This window comes from Luteolibacter sp. (assembly GCF_058122085.1).
In genome coordinates this window covers 1-23,696 of the sequence record NZ_JBIKBQ010000063.1, presented here as the reverse complement: position 1 = coordinate 23,696, position 23,696 = coordinate 1, and the positions used below count along the sequence as shown (strand labels likewise).

The following is a 23,696-nucleotide window of genomic DNA, read 5'->3' as shown; positions in this document are numbered from 1 at the left end:
AGGAGGAAAAGTTTGGGCGGAAAAGTCATCGGCACCGGTATCGGAGGCGCGGAAACGATCCCGCGCAAGCAAAAGCGGACCCCGCGGAGGGTGGGTTAGCCGTTCACTCGTCGAGCAGCGAGCTGCGCGTGAACAGCGAAATGACATGGACGCCGCGCGCTTCGATGGCTTGGCGGCCGCCTTCCTCGCGGTCCACGAGGACGAGCGCGAAGGCGACTTTCCCGCCCTCGCGCTCGATGGCGTCGATGGCTTTGAGCGTGGAGCCGCCGGTGGTGATGACGTCATCGACGACGATGACGGTGTGGCCGGATTGGAAATTGCCTTCGATCTGTTTGCCCGCGCCGTGGCCTTTGGGCTCCTTGCGGACGGTGAAGACCTGGAGCGCTTCGGCTGGGTTTTTCATGGCGGAGGCCATGCCGACGGCGAGGGAAATGGGGTCGGCGCCGAGGGTCATGCCGCCGATGGCGTCGATCTGGAGGTGCTCGGAATGGATCTTGGAACGGACGGCGTGCCAGCCGAGGTCGCCGATGAGCAGGGCTCCGAAGGGATCGAGCGCGGTGACGCGGCAGTCGATGTAGAGGTCGCTTTGCGCGCCGGAGGCGAGGGTGAAGTTTCCGGTGCGGACGGATTTCTGGAGGAGGAGTTTTTTGAGCGCGGAGGCGGTTTGGAGCATGGCGGGATGATGGGGAAAGGGGGATTTCTGAAAAGCCGAAAAACCCAAAGAGCGATTTGTGTGCTAGCCAGCGGGGTGGGGGAGGATTTAGGTTTCGGCCAGATGATTTTGGGATTGATGGAACCTTCCGGGTTGATCGAGCAGGGCGGCCCGCTGGTGTGGGTGCTGCTGGGTCTGGCATTCATCGGCGCGGTGTGCGTGGTGGAGCGCTTGTTTTTCTTCCACCGGGCGCGGATCAACGTCGGGGATTTGCTGGTCGGCTTGTCGCATCACATCCGGCGGCGGGCGTTCGCGGAGGCTTTGCACGAGGCGGCGCGGGCGCCGGGACCGGTGGCGCGGGTGGCGCACGCGGCGCTGCTGCGGTATTATTTGCCGCGCGCGGATTTGCGGGACGTGGTGCAGGAGGCGGGTCAGATGGAGGTGCCGCGGATTGAGAAAAACATCCGGGCTATCCTTGGCGTGGCCTTGCTTGCGCCGTTGGTCGGGATGCTCGGAACCTTGGTCGGGATGTTGGAAACCTTTCAAAAAGTCAGCGAGCAAGGAGGATTCACCGGCCCGGCGGAGCTTTCGGCGGGGGTGTTCACGGCGTTGATCACCTCGGTGATGGGGCTGACGGTGGCGATCCCGCTGTATTTGTTTTACCTCTATTTCCTCGGCCGGGCGAAACGGTTGGTGCATCGGATCGAGCGGGCGGGCATTGAAATGGTCAATCTCATCGCGGACGCGCGGGAGGAGGAGGAGTTCGCGCCGTTCCGCGGCGAGGTGACGGCCGGGAAAAAGCCGGTGAAGGCCAAACCGGAACCTGCCAAATGAAACTGGAAATGACCCTGCCGGAGCGTCCGGGATTTCTGCATGCGGTGCCGATTCTCAATATTTTCGCGCTGGTGCAGTTGTTTTTCCTGCTCGGACCCTCCTTGGTTTTACAATCGGGCGTGGCGGTGGATTTGGCGCCGTCGCGGTTTCAAATGGAGCGTTATCAGGATTCGATCGTGGTCACGCTGGGGCCGGGCGAGCCGGGGCCGCGGATTCATTTCGGGCGCGATGCGGTGACCGTGCAGGAACTTGCCGGGCGGCTTGACAAACTGCGGGCGGATGGCGCGCCGACGAAGGCGATCGTGCTGCTTCAGACCGACCGCGGCATGCCGGTCGGGATCGAGCGCGAGGTCACGGAGCTGGTGCTGGACAAGGGGTTTCGCTTGGCGCTGGTCGGGAAGAACCCGCCTTCCGCCATGGTTCCCAGTTCGAAAAAAGCGGCTGAATGATGGCGGACGGCATGGTCAAACCGCACAAGTTGGCGGGCACCCCGCAGTGGCTGTTTCGCTGGAGCACGAGCAAGACGCTGCTGTTGCCGAAGTTGTTCGCCTTGGTTTTCGTGGGCGCGGCATTCGTGATTTTGATCACGTCGGTGCGGATCCGGGTGACTGCGTTGGAGAAATCCTCGCCGCGGAAGGCGTCGGTGATTTATCTGCGCGACGATGCGGAAGGCCGGGCGCTGACCCTGCGGGCGCACGAGGGCGGGCCGTTTCCTTCGCGCTTCGAGCCGTCGCAGTGGGAAGGGATGGCCGCCTTGGAAGCCGCCGCGCTGGATGCGGTCCGGTTTCAGCCGCAGCCGTATGTGCCTGCAGTGGCGGATTTGCCGGCGGAAAATTGGGTTCCGCAGGTGGAGCTGGCGGCCAAGGGGCAGTCGTTTTTCCCGAAGCGCACCCCGCCATCCACCAACCCGCCGGAGCTAGCCAAGCTGAAACTCGCGCCCGCGCTCTATCCGCTTTCGGGGGAGGCCTCCGCGACGCTGCCGGAAACTCTCCCGCCGTTTGAAGCTGCGGTCGATGGCGCGATGTCCTCCGCGTCCTGGCGCTTTCTCGTGCGTTTGAATCCCGATGGCGGCGTGGCGGAATGCGTTTCGCTCGAAAAAGGCGGCGAGGCGGGGGCTCCGGAGTTGGAGGCCTGGCTGCACCAAATCCAGTTCAAGCCGGAGCTTGAAAAGCCCTTCCGCTGGATCGCCGTGGGCATCGGATTCACCAACCAACCTGTCGCCGATGGACCTGACGCTCGCTGATTTCGTGCTCTTCGTGCTGCTGGGCTCCTTCGTGCTGGTGCCGTTTCTCGCGGTGGTTTCGCGCACCTTGCACGCGCGGGCGGAAAAGCGCTCGCTCGCGAACCGCGTCATTTGCCGGCTCTGCCTGCACGCCTTCGAAGACGCCAGCCATGTGAAAACCGTCGATTGCCCGATCTGCGGCGCGACGAATGAAAAAGACCGCAGCCGCCGGCTTGGGTAGGCGAACATCGAACATCGAACATCGAACGGCCAATGTTGAATACCGAACCAGGATTTTGGTTAGGACGTTCTCCTGAATCCCAAACCCCATCCACCCATTCGTCAGCCATCGGGACGGCGGAAGCAGGCGTCGTCCTTCCCGCGCGGGCCTACCAGTAGGCTGCATTGGATGATAAAAAACCTTTCTTCGGCCGTATCCTGCAGGATGAAGCGCGCATTGGCTTGCCTCCTTACCCTCATTCCCTCCCTCGTGATCGCAGGGGAACCCATTCCACTCTTCAACGGCAAGGACCTTGATGGCTGGACCATGGATGTGCCGGCGCGCGACAAACTGTCGGAAGCCAACGACGCCCCGATCAAGGATGGCATCATGACCTTCGACACCCGCAAGGGTGCCTGGTGGAATGCGACTCCGCCGAGTTTCATCGTCCGTGATGGCATGCTCGTGAGCCTCGGCAAACCGCTCGGCCACCTGGTCACCGAGGCGGTCTATGCCAACTACAAGCTGGTGGTGGAATACCGTTTTTCGAAAGAGCCCGGCAATTGCGGCGTGCTGGTCCACGCCTCGACTCCGCGCATGCGCGGTAACATGTTTCCGCAGTCGATCGAGGTTCAGATGATGCACCAAGACGCCGGAGACTTCTGGTGCATCGTCGAAAACATCGAGGTTCCCGAAATGGAAAAGCGCCGCCCGCGCACGGATCCGAACCAAGCATTTGGCGGTGGAGCCACCGACGCGCGCCGCATCGTCAATCTCACCGACGGCTCCGAAAAACCGCTCGGCGAATGGAACACCATGGAGATTGTTTGCAAGGGCGATGAAGTCATCGTGCATGTCAATGGCACGCGGGTGAACCACGGCAGCAAAAGCACCGCCACTTCAGGCAAAATCGCCTTGCAAGCTGAAGGTGCCGAGGTTGAATTCCGCAAGGTGGAACTAACTGAGTTGGGGAAATGATTTTCCGCGCCATCAAAAACGGCCTTTCAACGAAAACCATCCACGAAACACCCCAAACAACGTCACCACCATGTCCGACTCCACATTCCTCCACTCGCGTCGTGATTTCCTGAACAAGGCCGGTTTGGCAAGCGCCGCATTCGCGCTGCCTGGCCTGGCATCCGCCCAGGAGAAAGCGGGCGGCAAGTTCCGCATCGGCATCGTGGGTTGCGGAGGCCGCTCAAGCATTGTCGGCGAAATGGCGCTGAAGGACGGGCGCTTCGAGATTGTTGCTTTGGCCGATTACTTCCAAAGCGAGGTGGACGTGCAGGGGGAGAAATTCAAGGTTCCGGCGAACCGCCGGTTCACCGGGTTGGATTGTTGTCAGAAAATGATCGATGCCGGAGGAATCGACATCATCGCGATTCTCACCCCACCGTATTTTCATCCGGAGCAGGCGGAGGCGGCGGTCGAAGCGGGACTGCATGTCTGGTTGGCGAAACCGATCGCCGTGGATGCCCCGGGCGTGGTGCGCATCGAGGCGGCGGCGGCGAAGGCGGCCGGGAAAAAGCGTTGCTTCCTTGTGGATTTCCAGGCCCGGGCGTTGGCGCACTATCGGGAGGCCGCGCGTCTGGTGGCGGCCGGTGACCTCGGCGAACTGGGGTGGGGGGAGATCGAGGCGTCGTGCCCGGCGTTCGAGCTTGCCGTCCCGCAGGACAGTCAGGAAGCCAAGCTCAAGAACTGGCTTCAGTGGCGCGACTTGTGCGGTGAATCGATCATCGAATACAGCATTCATGCCATTGACATGGCGAGCCTGATGATAGGCCGCAACCCGGTGTCGGCCACTGGTTTCTGCGGGCGTGTGTTGCTCGACAAGCTGCCGCAGCCGCGACCTGGCGATGTGCAGGACCACTGGGTGGCGACCTTCGATTACGGCGCGGGTTTCAAGGTGATGTTCCGCGGAAAACGCTTCGACGGACATGATCTGCCGAACCACCATGCGATCGACTTCAAGCTCCACGGCAGCCGTGGCAGTCTCCTTGCCGACTACTCCGGCGAGGTGATGATCCGCGGTGAAAAGTCGTTCTTCGGCGACCGTTTCATGAAGGAGAAGATCCGCAGCATTTACACCATCGGCATCGCCAACAACTGGAGCACGTTTTACGACAACATGACCAAGGGCAACTATGCCCAGGAAACCGTGGCTGCGAGCGTGCAGAGCCACTACCTGGCCTTGCTCGCGCGCGAGGCCTGCTATCGCGGTGGCGAAGTGGTGACGTGGGACGACGCGGTGAACTCGAAGAAGGCGTTCAAGTTCGACACGACCGGGTTGAAGGCGTGAACAAGCCCTGAAGGTTGGTTCTGCCAGAGAGGCTGGGTTTCCCGCAGAAGGGAGGATTTATCCTCCGGCTCACTGTAAAGCGACAGATAAATTATACGAGCCTTCCGCGTTTTGGTTTCCCAATCTATTTTTCGTGCCTTGTCGTGGATTTCCTGCTTTCCCTCGCCCCGACCCCGCCGACTTTCCTTTGCCCATGTCCACCGAGCTGACCCGTAATTTCTCCATCATCGCCCACATCGACCACGGGAAAACCACGCTTTCCGACCGGCTGATGGAAATGACCAGCACCGTGACGATGCGGGAGAGCAGCGCCCAGCAGCTCGATTCGATGGATCTGGAGCGCGAAAAAGGCATCACCATCAAGTCCCACCCGGTCGCCATGGAATACACGGCCAAGGATGGCAAAACCTACAAGCTCAACCTGCTCGACACCCCCGGCCACGTCGATTTCTCCTACGAAGTCTCCCGCGCCCTCGCCGCCTGCGAAGGCGCGATCCTGATGGTCGATGCCGCGCAAGGCGTCGAAGCCCAGACGGTCGCCAACCTCCACCTCGCCACCGAGCAGAACCTGCTCATCATCCCGGTCCTCAACAAGATCGACCTGCCCGCCGCCGACGTGCCGAAGTGCAAGAAGCAGCTCGAGGAAATCCTCTGCATCCCCGCCGAGGACTGCATTCCGTGCTCCGCCAAGGCCGGCATCGGCATCGAGGAAATCCTCGAAGCCATCATCGCCCGCGTCCCCGCGCCGGTGGAAAATCCCGACAAGCTGCTCCGCTGTTCGGTCTTCGATTCGCTCTACGACACCTACCGCGGCGTCGTTTCCTACGTCCGCGTCTTCTCCGGCACCGTCCGCAAGGGCCAGCGCGTCAAACTCATGGCCACCGGGAAAACCTACGAGGTCAAGGAAGTCGGCGTTTTCACTCCGAAGATGAGCCCGCGCGAAGTCCTCTCCGCGGGCGACGTCGGCTACGTCATCGCCAACATGAAATCCGCCAGCGAGGTGAAGGTCGGCGACACGATGACCGACAACACCCACCCGTGCCCCGAGGCGCTGCCCGGCTACAAGGAAATCCAGCCGATGGTGTTCTCCGGCATCTATCCGGTTGATTCCTCCGACTACGAGGCGCTGAAAATGGCGATGGGCAAGCTCCAGATCAACGACCCCGCCTTCACCTACGCCTCGGAAAGCTCCACCGCACTTGGCTTCGGTTTCCGCTGCGGCTTCCTCGGCCTGCTCCACATGGAAATCATCCAGGAGCGCCTCCGCCGCGAGTTCGACATGGACGTCATCTCCACCTATCCGTCCGTGATCTACAACGTCACGATGACCGACGGCACCGAGCGCATCATCGACAATCCGACGCTCTTCCCCGACCCGCAAGGCATCCAGGAAATCCGCGAGCCGGTCGTGAACGTCTATATCATGGTCCCCGGCGAATACATCGGCGACATGATGCAGCTCGTCCTCGAAAAACGCGGCGACGTTACCAACACCGAAACCATCGACGACACCCGCGTCATGCTTTCCTGCGTCCTGCCGCTCGCGGAAATCCTTGTCGATTTCAACGACAAGCTCAAATCCATGACCCGCGGCTACGGCTCGATGGACTACGAACACGCCGGCTACCGCGCAGCGAAAATGGTCAAGATGGACATGCTCATCGCCGGCGATCCGGTCGAGGCGTTCTCCACCATCGTCCACCGCGACAAGGCGGAATCCTACGGCCGCTTGTTAGCCGGCAAGCTCAAGGAAGTCATCCCGTCGCACCTTTTCGTCGTCGCCATCCAGGCCGCCGTCGGCGGCAAGATCGTTGCCCGCGAATCCATCTCCGCCATGCGCAAGAACGTCACCGCCAAGTGCTACGGCGGCGACATCACGCGGAAGCGCAAGCTGTTGGAGAAGCAGAAGGAGGGAAAGAAGAAGATGAAGATGTTCGGCAAGGTGAACATCCCGCAGGACGCCTTCATCAAGGTGCTCAAGAGCGGGGATTGACCCGTGGCGGCGGTTTCGAACCGGCAATTGATTGCTAGGAAATTGCTTTTGAGATGAAGGCCGTTGAAAGAGCGGGTGGCCGGACCGGAGGCGGGGGAAAAAGGGGGGATTTGGGTAGAGCTGAAATGCTGAAAACTGAAACGCTGAAAGGAAGAATGCTCCGCTGGACGCCGGGATTTGGCGGGATTGGGAGATTTCACGGCGGTTTTCATTCGGTGCGAACGTGGCTTTCCGGGCCGCTTTGCCAAGATTTCTTTTGGCGGCGGTTTTTCGAATTGGCAAACAGGCGGGACGCCCCTCAAGTGTATCCTGAGAATCAGGATGCGCCTGTCTTCCAAATGGATTTCGGGTGCCTGCCATGTTTGGCTTTGGTCGAACCAGTCTGGGTCAGGCTCATTGGGATTCCGGGGACGATTGAACCAATCGAGATCGGGTTCTGCGTCAGGGATCCATTCCTTGATCGCCTGCCAGGGAGGCTCGATAGGTTCCATGGTCTCGATGTCAAAATGAGGTGGCGGTGGGCGCGGGAGCTGGATGATGCCTTCCCACAAGCCGAGGAGCCGCAGAAAAAATTCGATCTGCTCGGGGCGTTTGACGGCACCGGCGAGTTTCATGGGAGCTTTGCAGCACGGGCATTGGAGAGGGTCAAAGTGCGACGGTCATAGACACGCCGCTACAGTCGGGGCAGTGGAAGCGGAGGAAGCCGGCGGCGAGGTCGCCGCAGCGGAGGAAGTTGCGGACGGCGGTGAAGACGTTGGGGCGGAGCGGACCGAGGGTGGGGCGGTGTTTTTTCTCGTAGGAGGCGAGGAAAGAGTCCCAAGCGGCGGTGAGGATTTGCCAGAGGGGAGAGGCGCGGGGGCGGCGGGTTGGTAGATGGATGGCACGAAGAGTGTTCATAAGAACAATTTTAGTGCGGGGCCAGATCGTGGGTGATGGATCGGTTTTGGGGAAGGTCAGGGTGGGTGAATTTCTGACGGATTGGGAGAAATTCGGACTCGGAGCGAGCCGCTCCGGACGAGGCCTGCGGCGAGACGCAACGGCCATTTTAAGGAAGGAGCTCTTTCAACGCGACCCGCCACGGCGTTCAGGCGGTCTCTTCGGGAAACCGCTGGGATGTTTGAGGCTTGGAAGTTTTTGCGTGGCGGATTGTTGTGGGCGTGTGGACGCGATCCGAATCCGTGGGGCACGGCAGCATAATTTAAAGAACATCGACGTGGACATCCCGCGGGGGAAGCTCGTGGTGATCACGGGGCCTAGCGGATCGGGGAAGTCGTCGCTGGCCTTTCACACGTTGTATGCCGAGGGGCAGCGGCGGTATGTGGAATCGCTGTCGGTGTATGCGCGGCAGTTTCTCGACCAGTTGGAGAAGCCGGATGTGGATTCGATCGAGGGGCTGAGTCCGGCGATCGCGATCGAGCAGCGGGGCGGGGGACTGAATCCGCGCTCGACGGTGGCGACGGCGACGGAGATTTACGATTACCTGCGGGTGCTGTGGGCGGCGGCGGGGATTCCGCATGATCCGGTGACGGGCGAGCGGCTGGAGCGGATGAGCGCGGCGGACATCGTGAACGTGCTGGCGGCGCTGGCGGAGGGGACGAAGGTGGTTTTGTTAGCACCGCTGCCGAAAGAGGAGTTGGGGGAACCGGCGAGATTGTTAGGAGATCTCCAGCGGCAGGGATACATCCGGGTGCGGGTGGACGGGGAGGTTTTGGAAATCGAGGAGGCGGCGGCGAAATGGCCGGAGTTTCCGGCGGCGGTGGAGATCGTGGTGGATCGGTTCGTGATCCGGCCGGGGGTGGAATCGCGGCTTGCGGATTCGGTGGAAACGGCGCTGCGACTGTGCGGGGCGGAGGCGCGGGCGGCGGTGCAGGAACCGGGTGGGGATGCGTGGCGGGATCTGGCGTTTCAGACGAGTTATCGGAATCCGCGGACGGGGTTCGTAGTGGAGGAGATTTCGCCGAAGCATTTTTCCTTCAACTCGCACATCGGGGCGTGCGAGGCGTGCGAGGGGCTGGGAACGGAGATGTTTTGCGATCCGGCGCTGCTGGCAGAGGGAGAGGATGCGGAGAAGACTTTGAGGCGGTATCGCGAGGCGAAGTCGGAAATCACGCGGCGGAAGCTGGCGAAGTTCATGGCGCACCGGCCTTGCGGGGTTTGTGGCGGGAAGCGGTTGAAGCCGGAGTGGCTGGCGGTGAAGATTCAGGGAGGGAACATCGAACATCGAACGCTCAACATCGAACGTCGAAGGGAAGAGAAGGAAGAGTGGCTGGGGATTCAGGATTTTTGTGAGCTGGGCGTGGCGGATGCGATGCGGTGGATGGAGGGATTTCATCCGGATCCGGCGAAGGCGGAGGTTTGCAAGCGGCTGGCAAGCGACGTGCGGACGAGGTTGGCGTTCTTGATGGAGGTGGGGCTGGATTACCTGACGTTGCAGCGGACGAGCGGGACGCTTTCCGGCGGCGAGGCGCAGCGGATCCGGCTGGCGACGCAGCTGGGTGCGGGGCTTTCCGGGGTGATTTACGTGCTGGACGAGCCGAGCATCGGGCTGCACGCGGCGGATACGGCACGGTTGATCGGGGCGCTGACGCGGTTGCGGGATTTGGGAAATACGGTGGTGGTGGTGGAGCACGATGAGGAGATTATCCGGGCGGCTGATTGGTTGATTGATATCGGGCCGGGTGCGGGCGCGGCGGGTGGGGAGCTGCTGGCGGCGGGGGTACCGGGGGAGATTGATTCGCCGACGGGGGAGTGGTTGAGGGGGAAGAAGACGGGGGAGACGCGGCGACCGGTGATCGCCGCTACGGCGGGTGAGTTGGTGATTCGTGGAGCGCGGGAGCACAATTTACGAAATCTGGATGTGGCGATTCCGCTGGGGCGGCTGGTATGTCTGAGCGGGCCGAGCGGCAGCGGGAAATCGACGCTGGCGGACGATATTTTGAGGCGGGCGCTGGCGCGGCATTTCAACGGCTCGGGCGAGGCTCCGGGGAAACATGACGGGATCGAGGGACTGGAGCGAATCGAGAAATTCGTGGTGGCGGACCAGTCGCCGATCGGGCGCAGCCCGCGGTCGAATCCGGCGACCTTTACCGGGGTGTTCGATTTGGTGCGCGACCTTTTCACCAAGCTGAATTTGTCGAAACAACGCGGCTACGGTCCGGGGCGCTTCAGTTTCAACGCGGCGGGCGGGCGTTGTGAGCGGTGCCAAGGGAACGGGCGGTTGAAAATCGAGATGCATTTCCTGCCGGACGCGTGGGTGCCGTGTCCGGCTTGCAACGGGCGGCGGTTCAATCGCGAGACGCTGGAGGTGACTTATAAAGGGAAATCCATCGCGGAGGTGCTTGCGCTTTCCGTGAGCGAGGCGCGGGCGTTTTTCCGGCCGATTCCGAAAATCCACCGGATTTTGGAAACGTTGGAGGACCTCGGACTGGGGTATTTGCAACTCGGGCAGCCGGCGAACACGCTTTCCGGCGGCGAGGCGCAGCGGCTGAAGTTGGCGGTGGAATTGGCGAAACCGCAGGCGCCTCACACGTTGTATCTCTTCGACGAACCGACGACCGGGTTGCATTTCGGCGATGTCGAGAAGCTGCTGGCTGCGTTTCTCCGGCTGCGAGACGCGGGCCACAGCGTGCTGGTGGTGGAGCACCAGCTGGATGTGATCGCCGCGTCCGACTGGGTGATCGAGCTCGGGCCGGGCGGGGGAATCCACGGCGGATTGCTTGTCGCGGAAGGACCTCCTGACGCGATCCGGAAGAATAAGAAGTCGCCCACGGGACGGGCTTTGGCCGCGCGCCATTGACTGCGGATGATTTTTCAAATTTCCGGTGGACAATTCTCGTCATGACCGTTACCGACCTCGCCTCCTGACGGGGCATCCGCCTCTGGAGAACCTGGGCAGCGTAGCTCAGCGGTAGAGTAGGGGACTCATAAGCCCTTGGTCGGCGGTTCGAATCCGCCCGCTGCCACCAGGTTTTTCAAACAATCGCCGCTTCTGATGTGAAATTAGAAGAAAATTTCAAAATAGGGCTTGTCAGGTTGGGTTCGGCTCCTAGAGTCGCCCCCCCCACAGCGAGGGCCGCTGACGATTGGTTTCGAAGCGGCTCAAATTACAGGGAAAATTTATCGGGTCCAGCTCCGGAAAAAAGCTACTACAAGGTCGCCTTGTCGTCGCTCCGGTTTGTCCCCATGGGAAAATCAGAACCACCGCAAGGAAATCATGCCGACCATCAATCAGCTCGTTCGCAAGGGACGCCTCACTCCGGCCGAAAAGTCGAAGTCACCCGCTCTTGTCAACTGCCCACAGCGCCGCGGAGTATGTCTTCAAGTCATGACTCGGACGCCCAAGAAGCCTAACTCGGCTCTCCGTAAGGTCGCCAAGGTGCGCCTCACTAACGGATTCGAAGTCATCGCCTACATCGGCGGTGAAGGCCACAACCTCCAGGAACACTCCATCGTCCTCGTTCGCGGCGGACGGGTGAAGGACCTTCCGGGTGTGCGCTACCACATCGTCCGTGGTTCGCTCGATACCCTCGGTGTCGATAAGCGCCGCCAAAGCCGCTCCAAATACGGTGCGAAGCGTCCGAAACCCGGTGCCGTCGCCGCTCCTGCCAAAAAAGGCGGGAAGAAGTAATTCTCCAATTTAACCAACTCACCATCCCAACGCCATGCCACGCCGCAAGCGCATCTTTACCAAGCCAGACCGTCGCGATCCTCGCTACGACAGCGCCCTCGTTGGTCACCTTATTACCAAGGTGATGGAATCCGGAAAGCGTTCACTCGCTCAACGCATCGTTTACGCCGCGATCGATCGCGCCAACGAAGGTGTCGATACCATCGACCCTCTCGAAGTGATCACCCGCGCCGTTGAGAACACCAAACCACGCGTGGAAGTGAAATCCCGCCGCGTCGGTGGTGCTACCTATCAAGTGCCGCTTGAAGTGGCTCCGGACCGTTCCGAGTCGCTCTCCATGCGCTGGCTCGTCAACTACGCCCGCAACCGCAAGGGCACTCCGATGCACGTCGCTCTCGCCAACGAGATCAAGGACGCCGCCAACAACCAAGGCAGTGCCGTCCGCAAACGCGACGACGTGCACAAGATGGCGCAAGCCAACCGCGCCTTCGCTCACTTCCGTTTCTAATTCCAGATACGCGCTCCAGCAAATTCCGTCCGTGAATCCGAATAGTCCAAACCGCCAATACGTGCTCGAGCGCACCCGAAATATCGGGATCGCCGCGCACATTGACGCGGGCAAGACGACGCTCACCGAGCGGATCCTGTTCTATACAGGGATGATTCACAAAATCGGCGAAGTCCACGATGGTGGCGCGACGACCGACTGGATGGAGCAAGAGCGCGAGCGTGGAATCACGATTACCTCCGCCGCCGTCACCACTGAGTGGTGGCAGCATGAGGAGGCCGGGATGACCAAGCTTTTCGCGGGACAGAAGAACCGCATCAACATCATCGATACGCCGGGACACGTTGACTTCACTGCTGAAGTCGAGCGGTCCCTCCGCGTGTTGGATGGTTGCATCGTTGTTTTCTGCGGTGTCGCCGGTGTTCAGCCGCAAACCGAAACCGTCTGGCGGCAAGCTTCGAAATACCACGTTCCGCGGATCGTGTTCGTCAACAAGATGGACCGGACCGGCGCGAATTTCGACAGCGTCTTCCACGAGGTGAAGGACAAGTTAGGCGCCAACGCCGTGCGCATCCTGATCCCTATCGGTGCCGAAGACCAGTTGATCGGCCAGATCGACGTGGTGAACCAGAAGGCGATCTACTACTCCGACGACGACAAGTTCGGCTCCACCTACACGGTGAAGGAACTTGAAGGCGATCTGATCGATCTCTGCAAACAGGCTCACGACGAACTCGTCAACGCCGTCGCCGACGTCGATGAAGCCGTGGGCGAAAAATTCCTCAACGAGCAGCCGATCACTCTCGAAGAGCTCAAGCAAGGCATCCGCCGCGCCACGATCAACAACCTGCTGGTGCCTGTCGCCGGTGGCTCCGCTTTTAAAAACAAAGGTGTCCAGTATCTGCTTGATGCGGTGATCGACTACCTCCCAAGCCCGCTCGACATTCCTGCGGCGATCGGCATGGACCCCGACGACCACGAGAAACACATCGAAGTCGTCACCTCGGACAACGAAAAGTTCGTTTCCCTCGCTTTCAAACTCTGGGCCGACAAGTTCGTAGGCAAACTGGTTTTCTTCCGCGTTTATTCCGGCGTCATCCGCAAGGGCGACACGGTTTACAATCCCCGCACCCGCCGCTCCGAGCGCGTCGGCCGTTTGATTCAAATCCAGGCGAACGAGCATAAGGACATCGACGCCTGCTACTCCGGTGACATCGCCGCCATGGTCGGCATCAAGAATGTCACCACCGGCGATACCCTCGCCGCCGAAAACCACGACGTGGTTCTCGAGCCCCCGACTTTCCCGGAACCGGTCATCTCGATGGCCGTCGAACCCCGTACCAAAGCCGACCAGGAAAAACTGGGCATGGCACTCGGCCGTCTCTCCGAAGAGGATCCGACCTTCATGGTCAAGACCGACGAGGAAACCGGGCAGACGATCATTTCCGGAATGGGTGAACTCCACCTGGAGATCATCATCGACCGCATCCGCCGCGAGTTCAAAGTCGAGGCTAACACCGGCGCTCCTCAAATCGCCTACCGCGAGACCATCACTCAAGCCGCTGGCGGCGAAGGCAAGCTGATCAAGCAGTCCGGCGGCCGCGGCCAATACGGTCACGTCATCCTCTCCGTTAAGCCGAACGAAAAAGGCAAGGGACTCACCATCGAGAACAAAGTCATCGGCGGCACCATTCCTAAAGAATATATCAACGCGGTTTACAAAGGCATCAACGAGTCGATGACCAACGGCATCGTCGCCGGTTATCCCGTCATCGACGTGCATGTCGAAATCCTCGATGGTTCCTACCACGACGTTGATTCCAACGAAAACGCTTTCACCATGGCGGCCATTTTCGCCATGAAGGACGGCTTCAAGAAAGCCAAGTCCATCCTGCTCGAGCCGATCATGGCCGTGGAAGTTTCCACCCCTGACGATTACCAAGGTGACGTCATGGGCGACTTGAGCCGCCGCCGCGGACAGATCCAGAACACCGAGTCCAAAGGCAAGCTCTCCATCGTGCATGCCAATGTCCCTCTCAAAGAAATGTTCGGCTACTCCACCGCCGTCCGCACCCTCTCCTCGGGACGCGCTTCGTATGCGATGACTCCATCGCACTTCGAGCAGGTCCCAACCAATATCGTCGAAGAAATCGTCAGCGACCGCTTAGGCTGATTTCTCGCCCTGTAGCCCAACCACGTAAACCGTCAAACAACTTCTCCACCATGGAAAATCAGAAAATACGCATCCGCCTGCGCGCCTTCGACCATCGCGCCATCGACCGCTCCGCCCAAGAAATCGTGGAGACCGCCAAACGCACGGGAGCCCGTGTCGCCGGCCCGATCCCACTTCCAACCCGCATCGAGAAGTTCACGGTCAACCGTTCGGTTCACGTGAACAAAAAGTCGATGGAGCAGTTCGAAATCCGGACTCACAAGCGCCTTCTCGACATCGTCGATCCAACCGCCCGCACGGTGGATGAGCTCAAGAAGCTCAACCTGCCAGCCGGTGTCGACATCACCATCCGTATCTAAGTTCAGGAACGTCTGTTACTTAAATTTCAAATCTCAACTCTCAAATTTCCAAAGCCATGTCACTCGGCCTCCTCGGCAAAAAAATCGGTATGACCCGCCTGTTCGACCAACAGGCCGGCATCATGATCCCCGTCACTGTTATCGACGTTTCCGGTAACACGATTCTCCAATCCAAAACTCCGGAAACCGACGGCTACACCGCGGTCCAAGTCGGCTACGGCGATCAGAAGGAACAACGCGCCACCAAGCCCGCTCTCGGCATCGCCAAGAAGGCCGGTTGCGCTCCCAAGCGTTTCATCCAGGAATTCCGCGTCGAAAACGGCGTCGAGCTTCCAGCAGTTCATCCAGGTCTCGACACCTTCACGGAAGGCCAATGGGTCGACGTGATCGGTGAATCCAAGGGCCGCGGTTTCCAAGGTGCCGTCAAGCGCCACGGATTCGGTGGTTTGAAGATGACCCACGGCTCCATGATGCACCGCCGGACCGGCGCCATCGGTTGCCGCTCGACCCCAGGTCGCGTTTGGAAAAACCAAAAGATGCCCGGCCACATGGGAACCACCCGTGCCACCGTGCAAAATCTCAAGATCGTTGCCGTTCGCAAAGAAGACGGCGTCATCCTCGTCTCTGGTGCGGTTCCCGGTTCCAACGGCAACTACGTCACCGTCCGCCCAGCCAAGAAGAAGTCCGCCTGATCCGGTGGCATTTTTGAAACCTCTCACGATTCCCAGTCATGTCCGCTAAGACTTTCACCGCAGAAGACGCTCAAGCCGCCAACCTCGTGTTGGTAGGTGCCGAGAAAGGTCGCCAAGCCGTCCACGATCTCGTGGTCGCCTATCGCGCCAACCGCCGCACCGGCTCCGCTTGCACCAAGACCCGGGGCGAGGTCTCCGGTAACAACCGCAAGATCTACAAACAAAAGGGCACCGGTGGCGCCCGTCACGGCGACAAGCGCGCTCCGATCTTCGTCGGTGGTGGTGTTGTCTTCGGACCACGCCCCCGCGACTATTCCAAGAAGGTCCCGAAGACCGTCCGCAAGCTCGCTCTTCGCCGCACCTTGGGTGACCTCGTCAGCGCCGGCAAAGTCCTGACCGTTCCTTCGTTTTCCGTCGCCGATGGCAAGACCAAGTCCTTCGTGGCTGCTCTCGATGCCATCGCGCCTCTCGGCAAGATCCTCGTGGTTGGAAATTCCTTCGACGACTCCACCTACCTCGCCGCCCGCAACGTCGCTTACGCCCAACTCGTCACGGGTTCGGACGTCAACGTCGAGCAGCTCCTCCTCGCCAACACCATCATCCTTGTGGGTGATGCCGTGCAAACCCTCGCGGCTCGCACCGCCTGAACCCCGGACCTAACACCGAGATCATGAAAGACATTTACCAGGTCATTAAAAACGTCCGCCTCTCCGAGAAAGCCACCATGCTTCAGGAGAATAACAACGAGGTCACCCTCGAAGTGGACCGCAAGGCCAACAAGCTTGAAATCAAGCAGGCCGTCGAACAACTCTTCGGAAAAACCGTTCTGGCAGTCCGCACTGCCAACTACGACGGCAAACTCAAGCGCCAGCGTCGTGCCGATGCCGGTCGTACCAACCACTGGAAAAAAGCCATCGTCCGCCTCAAGGAAGGCGAATCGCTTGATCTCGTCTAAGCGATATAACGCAGCTCCAAACGTAACACTTTAACGTTCCGATTGTCATGCCCCTGAAAACTTTCAAGCCAATCACCCCGTCCGCCCGCTATAAGAATCTCCCGTCCTTCGACGAGATTACCAAGAGCAAGCCTGAGAAGAGTCTTCTCACACCTCTCAAGCGCAGCGGTGGCCGCAACAACACCGGCCGCATCACCACCCGTCACATCGGCGGTGGCCACAAGCGCCACTACCGTCTGATCGACTTCCGTCGTGGCAAGCACGATGCACCCGCAACCGTCGTCGGCATCGAATACGATCCGAACCGCACCTGCCGCATCGCCCTCATCCAATACGAAGACGGCCAGAAGTCCTACATCCTCGCTCCTCTCGGGCTGGAAGTCGGCACGACCGTCGTCGCCGGTGCCAACGTCGCTCCGAAAACGGGCAACGCCATGCCACTCAGCGCCGTGCCGCTCGGCACCTCGATCCACAACATCGAGCTCATCCCTGGCAACGGCGGCAAAGTCGCCCGGGCCGCCGGACAGCTCGCCGTGCTTTCCAACCGCGATGGCGGCTGGGCGCTCGTGAAAATGCCTTCCGGTGAAATCCGCCGCTTCAACGACCGCTGCTTCTGCACGATCGGCCAAGTCGGAAACCGCGACCACATGAACGAAACCTCGGGCAAAGCCGGCCGCACCCGCTGGCAGGGCGTTCGCCCGACCGTCCGCGGGATGACGATGAACCCCGTTGACCACCCGAACGGTGGTGGCGAAGGCAAGTCGAAGTCCGGTGGTGGTCGCCAGCACCTTACCAGCCCATGGGGCCACGCGAAGGGTCAGAAGACTCGTAACAAGCGCAAGACCACCAGCGTATTCATCGTCGAGTCCCGTCACAAAGCGAAGAAGAAGTAATTCACTTTTAGCGAACCATCTAACTCACTGATTTCATGCCACGCTCACTTAAAAAAGGCCCATACGTCGATCAAAAGCTTCTCGCCAAGATCGACGCCGTCGCCGAAGCCGGATCCGACCGCAAGCCCATCAAGACATGGAGCCGCAAGTCGATGATCACGCCGGATTTCGTCAGCCATAACTTCGCCGTCCACAACGGCAAGACCTTCGTTCCCGTTTACGTGACCGAAAACATGGTTGGCCACAAACTCGGCGAATTCTCCCCGACCCGGATCTTCAAGACCCACGGCGGCATCGGTAAGAAATAATTCAACCAGGTTCATTCCCCGCGTCCATGCGTTCCACCTTCCATCTCCAAGCATTTGCCGCCGCCCTCGGGTCGCTGGCCGTTGCAGGGATGTGTGCGGGCCAGGCACCGAACGCCGGGGAGTTTCAGGAAATCATCGTCGATCTTCAGGAGCAGAACCGGGCCCTCCAGCGCAGCCTCGCCGAGGCCAACAGCGGAGAGAAGCAAGCGTCCGGCCAATTGGCCCAGGTCCGCGAGCGTCTCGAAGCACTCGGCAAGAACCTGCTCGACGGGGGGGACGACCGCCTCGTCCAGGCCGCCGCGGACTTGCAACTCGCAAGCGAGCGCACCACCAACCTCGAAAATTCCGTCACGCGTCTTTCCGCCGCGGTCAATGATTACCTCCGCCTGGCGGTGGTTTCCGACCCGGATGCAAGACTTCGTGTAGAAACTTCACTAAGAGAGCTTGACGCTGTCCTCGGACTGCGCCAGAAGCCCCGCCCCGATATTCGGACCGGCTCATTGCAGCAGGCCCGGGTAGTCAGTCTCGATCAAGAAAGTGGCATGATGGTTTTGAATCTTGGCGAAAGCCAAGGCGCTAAAATCGGCATGACCTTTCGCCTCACCCGCGGGCAACAGCCCTACGGTAACGCCATTCTCGCTGACGTCCGCAAGGGCGTCAGTGGTGCCTTTGTCGAACACCTCGACAACGTCGCCGAATCCCCACGCCCCGGCGATCTCGCCGTTCTCGAAACACAAGCATCAGCGCAGTAACCACTCACGTCCGACGACCCATGGAAGTCAAAAGCACCACAAAATTCGTTCGCCTCTCGCCTAAAAAGGCGCGTGACGTCGCCCGGGAAATTCAAGGCCTCGCAGTGTCGAGCGCCCTCGATATATTGACCTTCACTCCCAAGAAAGCCGCACAGCTCATTGGCAAGACGCTCAAGACCGCCATCGCGGATGCCGAAAACAATTTCTCGCTCGATGCCTCGACGCTCGTGATCAAGGAAGCCGTTATCGGCGCCGGTCCGACGCTTCGCCGCTTCAAGCCGCGTGCCAAGGGTTCCGCCGGTCCGATCCTCAAGCGCACCAGCCATATCTCCATCACTCTCGTCGGCTCCGCTCCCGAGAAGAAGAAGAAGGTCGCCCGCAAGGCCGCTGCCAAGAAAACCGAAGAAGCTCCCGTTGCAGCCGCTGCAACTGAAGAAGCCTGAAATCCTCTCATTTAATCTCATCCCTCACCGACCATGGGCCAAAAAGTAAATCCGATCGCATTCCGCCTCGCCGTCAACAAGGACTGGCGCTCCAAGTGGTATGCCAAAGGCAAAGACTACACCGATAAGCTCCACGAAGATCTCGCGATCCGTGGCTACCTGAAGAACAAGCTCGTGAATGCTGGTTTGGCCCGTGTGGTCATCGAGCGCGCATGGAACAGCGTTCGCGTCACTCTTCACACCTCACGCCCAGGCCTGATCATTGGTCGCCAAGGCAAGGAAATCGAAGTGATGACCAAGGAGATCGGCGACCTCTGCAAAGGGGCCCAGGTCAAGATCGACATCATTGAAATCCGCAAGCCGGAGCTGGATGCCCAACTCGTCGCCGAGCAAATCGCCGTGCAACTTGAGCGCCGGATTTCCTTCCGCCGCGCCATGAAGCGCGCGCTGCAAACCGCCATGGAATTCGGTGCCGAAGGCATCCGTCTCCGTTGCGCCGGCCGCCTCGGTGGTGCGGACATCGCCCGTGCTGAAGGCTATCGCGAAGGCAAAGTGCCTCTCCAGACTCTCCGTGTTCCTCTCGACTACGGCTTTGCCGAAGCTCGCACCTTGTATGGCATCATCGGCATCAAGTGCTGGGTCAACAAGAAGGAAGACGACGGCACCGGCAAGCAACCACAAGGTCGCGGCGACCGCGGTGATCGTGGTGACCGCGGCGGCGATCGTCGTGGCGGCGGCGGTGGTGATCGTGGCGGCGACCGTCGTCCAAATCCACGCAACTGATATTTCAATCTCTCAATTCCCAAACAACACTTTTCCTAGAAGGACCGAGTTATGCCTTTGATGCCCAAACGAACCAAGTTCCGCAAAAGCCACCGCGGAAGCCGAGCTGGTAATGCCCAACGCGGAACCACCGTCGCCTTCGGTGACTTCGGTCTGCAAACCCTCGACCGCGGATGGATGACCAACCGCCAGATCGAAGCTTGCCGGATCGCCATCAACCGTTCCCTCAAGCGGAAAGGTAAAGTCTGGATCCGGATTTTCCCACACAAGTCGATCACCTCGCGTCCTCCTGAAACACGGATGGGTAAAGGTAAAGGCGCTGTCGAAGGTTGGGTGGCCGTGATCCGTCCGGGCAACATGCTCTTCGAAATCGGCGGTGTTCCTGAATCCGCAGCGAAGGAAGCCATGCGTCTCGCATCCTACAAGCTCGGCATCCGCACCCGCCTCGTCGCCCGCAATCCGCACGCCTGATCCGTTCGATCAATTCAATCTAATACCGTCTGAACCATGGCCAAAGCCAAAACTACCAGCGAACTTTCCTCCGCCGAGCTCGAAGTCCGTCTTCGGGAACTCAAACAGGAAGCTCTCAACCTTCGTCTCCAACGCGCCACCGGCACTTTGGAAAATCCCGCCCGCATCCGCCAGGTGCGTCGTGAAACCGCGCAAGTGCTCACGGCGGTTACCGCCAAGTCGCTCGCCTAATCCAAGATCCAACCTATTCTTATCATGAGCGAGACTCCTTCGGACGCACAAGTCCACCTCCGTAAAACCCGCGTCGGCGTGGTCATTTCTAACAAAATGGACAAGACCCTCGTCGTCGAACACGTTGCCCGTGTTCCCCATCCGAAATTCAACAAGATCGTCAAGCGTTCCAAGAAATACTACGTGCATGACGAGAGCAACCAAGGCCAGATCGGCGACCGCGTCCGCATCGTCGAGACCCGTCCGCTTTCGAAACTGAAGTGCTGGACGCTCGCCGAAGTCATCTCGCACTAAAAAATAAACGCTGAAATGCTGAGAATCTGAAAAGCTGAAAGAGCTTCACTCACTTCCTCTTCATTTCAGAATCTCAGCTTTTCAAAATCTCAGCTTTTACTCACTATGATCCAGATGGAAACCATGCTCGTCGTCGCCGACAACACCGGCGCGCGCAGCGCAAAAATGATCGGCGTGCTCGGCAAGCGCAGCCGCACCGCTTGCATCGGTGACGTGATCACCTGCCACATCCGCGACTCGATCCCGACCGCCGCCGTCAAAAAGGGCAGCGTCGTCAAGGCCGTGGTCGTCCGCACCGCCTATCCGATCCGCCGCGCCGACGGTTCGATCCTCCGCTTTGACTCCAACGCGGTTGTCATCATCGACAAGGACAACAACCCGCGCGGCACCCGGATCTTCGGACCCGTCGCCCGTGAACTCCGCGAGCGCGCGTTCATGAAAATCGTTTCCCTCGCACCCGAAGTTCTCTGAACCCCGGCCCTAACTCCTCACCTATTCCAATTTCATGAGCCGCATCAAGACCCACGTCAAAAAAGGCGATCAAGTCGAAATCATCGCAGGCAATCACAAAGGCAAGCGCGGCACCGTGCTGCTTGTGAACGCCGCCAAGGGCAAGGTCACCGTCGAAGGTGGCCGCCCGATCATCAAGGCCGTCAAGGCCACTGAAGCCGACTCCGGCGGTCTCAAGACCATCGACGGCCCGGTCCATATCTCCAATGTCAAAAAAGTGGGCTGAAGCATCTCGCTTCCGCCCGCGCTTAAGCGCCTGAGCAATCAGCGCTGACCCGCAAAAAAATGAGCACACCAGCACTACAACAACACTACAAGGACAAGGTCGTCCCCGCGCTCAAGAAGAGCCTCGGATACACCAACCTCCATCAGGTTCCACGTCTTGAAAAGATCGTGGTCACTTCTTGCATGGGCAAGGCACCGGACCGCAAGGTCGCCGTCGATGACGCCGTCAACGAGATCCAAAAGATCACCGGCCAACGCCCGTCCATCACGTTCTCGAAGAAGGCCGTCGCCAACTTCAAGCTCCGCGAAGGAGAAGCCCTCGGCGCCCGCGTCACCCTCCGTGGCCCGCGCATGTGGGAATTCCTTCATCGCTTCATCAACGTCACCGCTCCGAACATCCGCGACTTCCGCGGGATTTCCTCGAAGTCGTTCGACGGTCGCGGCAACTACGCCTGCGGCATCAGCGACCAATCCATCTTCCCGGAAATCGAAATCGACCAGATCAAGCGCACCATCGGCTTCGACCTGATCTTCGTCACCTCCGCACCGACCGACGCCGAAGGCCGCGCCCTGCTCATGGAGCTTGGCCTGCCTTTCCGCGACATGAAAAAGGCCAACGAGCTCGAGGCCGTCGCTGCCAACTAAACACCGGACCCACACTTTAAAAGGAATCCTATTATGGCAGTTCTCACCGATCCAATTTCCGACTTCCTCACGCGTTTCAAAAACGCCGCCCGCGCTGGCAATGAGGAATTCTCCGCTCCTTACTCCAAGATCAAGGCCGACATCGCCCGCATTCTTCAGGAAGAAGGCTACCTCTGGAACTATGAAGTCGTCACTGGCGAGCGCACCACGCTCAAGGCCAAGCCGAAGTTCATCGACGGCCGCGCGGTCCTCACCGACCTCAAGCGCGTCTCCACTCCCGGCCGCCGCCATTACGTCGGCGCGGGTGAAGTTCCACGCGTCATGTCCGGCCTCGGCATCTCGATCCTTTCCACTTCGAAAGGCGTCATGTCCGGCGGCTCCGCCAAGAAGCAAAACCTCGGCGGCGAGCTCCTCGCCAACGTCTGGTAAACCCTAACTCGTCAAAGGAAAACACTACCATGTCACGAGTCGGACTCAAACCAATCTCTGTCCCCGCGAAGGTCGCCGTCAAACTTGACGGCCGCACGGTGATCGTCGAAGGCCCCAAGGGCAAACTCGACTTCCCGCTTCCCGAAGGCATCTCGCTCACCAGCGAAGACGGCACTGTCGTCGTCTCCCGCGCCACCGAGCTTCGCCAACACAAAGCCCTCCACGGCACCGCCCGCAGCCTCGTTCAGAACATGATCGTCGGCGTGTCGGAAGGTTTTGTGAAGGATCTTGAAATCATCGGCGTCGGTCTCCGCGCCGCAGTCAAGGGCTCGGAACTCGACCTCTCGCTGGGTCGTTCGCACCCGCTGCTTCACCCCATCCCTTCGGGTCTCAACGTCACTGTCGTCGAGAATACGAAGATCAAGGTCGAAGGCATCGACAAGCAGCTCGTCGGTCAGTTCGCTGCCGAAGTCCGCGGCTTCTATCCACCCGAGCCATACAAGGGCAAGGGCGTTCGCTACGTCGGTGAGAAAGTTCGCCGCAAAGAAGGCAAGAGCGTCGGCAAATAATCCATTACCGTCGCCCCACACCTCAACACATTTACGGCACCATGAGCACCATCAATCGCAAGTCGATCCGTCGCAAGATCCACAACCGCATCCGCCGGAAGGTTTCCGGCACTGCCGAACGTCCACGTCTGGCCGTTCACTACTCGAACCAACACATCTACGCCCAAGTCATCGACGACGCGGCCGGCAAGACCCTGGTCTCCGCCTCCACGCTCGACAAGTCTTTCGAAAAGGCCTCCTCGAACGTCGAGAGCGCCCAGAAAGTCGGAGCACTCCTCGCGGAGCGCGCCAAGGGCTCGAACATCAGCGCCGTCGTCTTCGACCGCGGCGGTCACCTCTACCACGGTAAAGTCAAAGCACTCGCTGACGCGGCGCGTGAAGCCGGCCTCCAATTCTAACGCTCTGACCAGACACACATCATGGTAACAATTCCAGAAAACGAAACGCCGGCAACTCCGGCAGCAGCAACTCCAGCACCATTGCCTCTCGGCCCGGTCGCCGGCTCCGGCTATCAGGGCAACCGCGGCCAAGGCGGCGGCTACCAGGGTGGCGGCGGCGGTGGTTATCAAGGCGGTGGCGGCCAGGGCGGTCGCGGTCGCGGCGGCCCGC

General features: G+C 60.1%; 31 protein-coding genes, 1 tRNA gene and 1 pseudogene. 31 read left to right on the top strand and 2 right to left on the bottom strand.

The features are described from left to right. Positions 1 to 103: 103 nt before the first annotated feature. Complete coding sequence (gene pyrE, locus AC4DF4_RS10955) at positions 104 to 673, bottom strand: orotate phosphoribosyltransferase (protein WP_490048153.1); 570 nt, start codon at positions 671 to 673, stop codon at positions 104 to 106. Between the two features lie 117 nt (positions 674 to 790). Here pyrE and AC4DF4_RS10950 point away from each other — a divergent pair, with 117 nt between their 5' ends. The 7 genes from AC4DF4_RS10950 to lepA all read left to right on the top strand — a co-directional run bounded on the left by AC4DF4_RS10950 (position 791) and on the right by lepA (position 7,220). Further along, complete coding sequence (locus tag AC4DF4_RS10950; RefSeq protein ID WP_490048152.1) at positions 791 to 1,486, top strand: MotA/TolQ/ExbB proton channel family protein; 696 nt, start codon at positions 791 to 793, stop codon at positions 1,484 to 1,486. Continuing rightward, complete coding sequence (locus tag AC4DF4_RS10945; RefSeq protein WP_490048151.1) at positions 1,483 to 1,935, top strand: biopolymer transporter ExbD; 453 nt, start codon at positions 1,483 to 1,485, stop codon at positions 1,933 to 1,935. The genes AC4DF4_RS10950 and AC4DF4_RS10945 overlap by 4 nt, the downstream gene beginning before the upstream one ends. Positions 1,936 to 1,946: 11 nt before the next feature. Continuing rightward, positions 1,947 to 2,729, top strand: a complete 783-nt coding sequence (locus tag AC4DF4_RS10940) for a hypothetical protein (RefSeq protein WP_490048150.1) — start codon at positions 1,947 to 1,949, stop codon at positions 2,727 to 2,729. Next, positions 2,710 to 2,949 carry a hypothetical protein gene (locus AC4DF4_RS10935; protein WP_490048149.1) on the top strand — a complete coding sequence of 80 codons (240 nt, stop codon included), beginning with the start codon at positions 2,710 to 2,712 and terminating at the stop codon, positions 2,947 to 2,949. Before AC4DF4_RS10940 ends, AC4DF4_RS10935 begins: the two co-directional genes overlap by 20 nt. Positions 2,950 to 3,153: 204 nt before the next feature. Next, positions 3,154 to 3,906 carry a 3-keto-disaccharide hydrolase gene (locus AC4DF4_RS10930; protein ID WP_490048148.1) on the top strand — a complete coding sequence of 251 codons (753 nt, stop codon included), beginning with the start codon at positions 3,154 to 3,156 and terminating at the stop codon, positions 3,904 to 3,906. Between the two features lie 70 nt (positions 3,907 to 3,976). After that, complete coding sequence (locus AC4DF4_RS10925; RefSeq protein ID WP_490048147.1) at positions 3,977 to 5,227, top strand: Gfo/Idh/MocA family protein; 1,251 nt, start codon at positions 3,977 to 3,979, stop codon at positions 5,225 to 5,227. A gap of 193 nt (positions 5,228 to 5,420) precedes the next feature. Next, the gene (lepA, locus tag AC4DF4_RS10920; RefSeq protein WP_490048146.1) at positions 5,421 to 7,220 is read left to right on the top strand and encodes a translation elongation factor 4; all 1,800 of its coding nucleotides are present in this window, start codon (positions 5,421 to 5,423) and stop codon (positions 7,218 to 7,220) included. A gap of 645 nt (positions 7,221 to 7,865) precedes the next feature. On the opposite strand, the gene AC4DF4_RS10915 is transcribed toward lepA, so the two are convergent. Further along, positions 7,866 to 8,117, bottom strand: coding sequence for a hypothetical protein (locus tag AC4DF4_RS10915; RefSeq protein ID WP_490048145.1), 252 nt, complete (start codon positions 8,115 to 8,117; stop codon positions 7,866 to 7,868). A gap of 316 nt (positions 8,118 to 8,433) precedes the next feature. Here AC4DF4_RS10915 and uvrA point away from each other — a divergent pair, with 316 nt between their 5' ends. The 24 genes and pseudogenes from uvrA to AC4DF4_RS10795 all read left to right on the top strand — a co-directional run. Continuing rightward, positions 8,434 to 11,016 carry an excinuclease ABC subunit UvrA gene (gene uvrA, locus AC4DF4_RS10910; protein ID WP_490048144.1) on the top strand — a complete coding sequence of 861 codons (2,583 nt, stop codon included), beginning with the start codon at positions 8,434 to 8,436 and terminating at the stop codon, positions 11,014 to 11,016. 94 nt (positions 11,017 to 11,110) lie between these two features. Beyond that, positions 11,111 to 11,185 (top strand) — tRNA-Met (locus AC4DF4_RS10905). Positions 11,186 to 11,433: 248 nt separating this feature from the next. Then, positions 11,434 to 11,847 (top strand): 30S ribosomal protein S12, encoded by a 414-nt coding sequence (rpsL, locus tag AC4DF4_RS10900; protein WP_348216670.1) that lies wholly within the window; start codon positions 11,434 to 11,436, stop codon positions 11,845 to 11,847. Positions 11,848 to 11,881: 34 nt separating this feature from the next. After that, positions 11,882 to 12,355, top strand: coding sequence for a 30S ribosomal protein S7 (rpsG, locus tag AC4DF4_RS10895; protein ID WP_490048143.1), 474 nt, complete (start codon positions 11,882 to 11,884; stop codon positions 12,353 to 12,355). A 31-nt stretch (positions 12,356 to 12,386) separates the two neighbouring features. Beyond that, positions 12,387 to 14,528: an elongation factor G gene (gene fusA / locus AC4DF4_RS10890; RefSeq protein ID WP_490048142.1), complete on the top strand. Its 2,142-nt coding sequence runs from the start codon at positions 12,387 to 12,389 to the stop codon at positions 14,526 to 14,528. A 50-nt stretch (positions 14,529 to 14,578) separates the two neighbouring features. Beyond that, positions 14,579 to 14,887, top strand: coding sequence for a 30S ribosomal protein S10 (gene rpsJ / locus AC4DF4_RS10885; protein WP_488257399.1), 309 nt, complete (start codon positions 14,579 to 14,581; stop codon positions 14,885 to 14,887). Positions 14,888 to 14,943: 56 nt separating this feature from the next. After that, entirely contained in the window at positions 14,944 to 15,579 is a 636-nt protein-coding gene (rplC, locus tag AC4DF4_RS10880) for a 50S ribosomal protein L3 (RefSeq protein WP_490048141.1), read from the top strand. Positions 15,580 to 15,617: 38 nt separating this feature from the next. Continuing rightward, positions 15,618 to 16,226: a 50S ribosomal protein L4 gene (rplD, locus tag AC4DF4_RS10875; RefSeq protein ID WP_490048140.1), complete on the top strand. Its 609-nt coding sequence runs from the start codon at positions 15,618 to 15,620 to the stop codon at positions 16,224 to 16,226. Positions 16,227 to 16,249: 23 nt separating this feature from the next. Continuing rightward, entirely contained in the window at positions 16,250 to 16,534 is a 285-nt protein-coding gene (gene rplW, locus AC4DF4_RS10870) for a 50S ribosomal protein L23 (protein WP_488257396.1), read from the top strand. Positions 16,535 to 16,581: 47 nt separating this feature from the next. Continuing rightward, positions 16,582 to 17,427 (top strand): 50S ribosomal protein L2, encoded by an 846-nt coding sequence (rplB, locus tag AC4DF4_RS10865; protein ID WP_490048139.1) that lies wholly within the window; start codon positions 16,582 to 16,584, stop codon positions 17,425 to 17,427. Between the two features lie 35 nt (positions 17,428 to 17,462). Next, positions 17,463 to 17,735, top strand: coding sequence for a 30S ribosomal protein S19 (gene rpsS / locus AC4DF4_RS10860; protein ID WP_488257394.1), 273 nt, complete (start codon positions 17,463 to 17,465; stop codon positions 17,733 to 17,735). 26 nt (positions 17,736 to 17,761) lie between these two features. Continuing rightward, positions 17,762 to 18,487 (top strand): hypothetical protein, encoded by a 726-nt coding sequence (locus tag AC4DF4_RS10855; RefSeq protein ID WP_490048138.1) that lies wholly within the window; start codon positions 17,762 to 17,764, stop codon positions 18,485 to 18,487. A gap of 20 nt (positions 18,488 to 18,507) precedes the next feature. Further along, a complete protein-coding gene (rplV, locus tag AC4DF4_RS10850) occupies positions 18,508 to 18,930 on the top strand; it encodes a 50S ribosomal protein L22 (protein ID WP_490048137.1) in 423 nt (140 codons plus the stop codon). Between the two features lie 33 nt (positions 18,931 to 18,963). Continuing rightward, positions 18,964 to 19,713 carry a 30S ribosomal protein S3 gene (gene rpsC, locus AC4DF4_RS10845; RefSeq protein ID WP_490048136.1) on the top strand — a complete coding sequence of 250 codons (750 nt, stop codon included), beginning with the start codon at positions 18,964 to 18,966 and terminating at the stop codon, positions 19,711 to 19,713. A gap of 51 nt (positions 19,714 to 19,764) precedes the next feature. Then, positions 19,765 to 20,184 carry a 50S ribosomal protein L16 gene (gene rplP, locus AC4DF4_RS10840; RefSeq protein ID WP_490048135.1) on the top strand — a complete coding sequence of 140 codons (420 nt, stop codon included), beginning with the start codon at positions 19,765 to 19,767 and terminating at the stop codon, positions 20,182 to 20,184. A gap of 36 nt (positions 20,185 to 20,220) precedes the next feature. Beyond that, positions 20,221 to 20,415, top strand: a complete 195-nt coding sequence (gene rpmC, locus AC4DF4_RS10835; protein ID WP_488257389.1) for a 50S ribosomal protein L29 — start codon at positions 20,221 to 20,223, stop codon at positions 20,413 to 20,415. A gap of 24 nt (positions 20,416 to 20,439) precedes the next feature. Then, positions 20,440 to 20,709: a 30S ribosomal protein S17 gene (rpsQ, locus tag AC4DF4_RS10830; protein ID WP_488257388.1), complete on the top strand. Its 270-nt coding sequence runs from the start codon at positions 20,440 to 20,442 to the stop codon at positions 20,707 to 20,709. Positions 20,710 to 20,814: 105 nt separating this feature from the next. After that, on the top strand, positions 20,815 to 21,180 hold the full coding sequence (rplN, locus tag AC4DF4_RS10825) for a 50S ribosomal protein L14 (RefSeq protein ID WP_488257387.1): 366 nt from the start codon (positions 20,815 to 20,817) through the stop codon (positions 21,178 to 21,180). A gap of 34 nt (positions 21,181 to 21,214) precedes the next feature. Continuing rightward, a complete protein-coding gene (gene rplX, locus AC4DF4_RS10820) occupies positions 21,215 to 21,445 on the top strand; it encodes a 50S ribosomal protein L24 (RefSeq protein ID WP_488257386.1) in 231 nt (76 codons plus the stop codon). A 59-nt stretch (positions 21,446 to 21,504) separates the two neighbouring features. Beyond that, positions 21,505 to 22,089, top strand: a complete 585-nt coding sequence (gene rplE, locus AC4DF4_RS10815; protein ID WP_490048134.1) for a 50S ribosomal protein L5 — start codon at positions 21,505 to 21,507, stop codon at positions 22,087 to 22,089. 33 nt (positions 22,090 to 22,122) lie between these two features. Continuing rightward, the gene (gene rpsH / locus AC4DF4_RS10810) at positions 22,123 to 22,518 is read left to right on the top strand and encodes a 30S ribosomal protein S8 (RefSeq protein WP_488257384.1); all 396 of its coding nucleotides are present in this window, start codon (positions 22,123 to 22,125) and stop codon (positions 22,516 to 22,518) included. Positions 22,519 to 22,547: 29 nt separating this feature from the next. After that, on the top strand, positions 22,548 to 23,087 hold the full coding sequence (gene rplF, locus AC4DF4_RS10805) for a 50S ribosomal protein L6 (protein ID WP_490048133.1): 540 nt from the start codon (positions 22,548 to 22,550) through the stop codon (positions 23,085 to 23,087). 41 nt (positions 23,088 to 23,128) lie between these two features. Continuing rightward, the gene (gene rplR, locus AC4DF4_RS10800) at positions 23,129 to 23,485 is read left to right on the top strand and encodes a 50S ribosomal protein L18 (protein WP_488257382.1); all 357 of its coding nucleotides are present in this window, start codon (positions 23,129 to 23,131) and stop codon (positions 23,483 to 23,485) included. Positions 23,486 to 23,506: 21 nt separating this feature from the next. Then, positions 23,507 to 23,696, top strand: a pseudogene (locus AC4DF4_RS10795) (hypothetical protein); the annotation flags it as partial.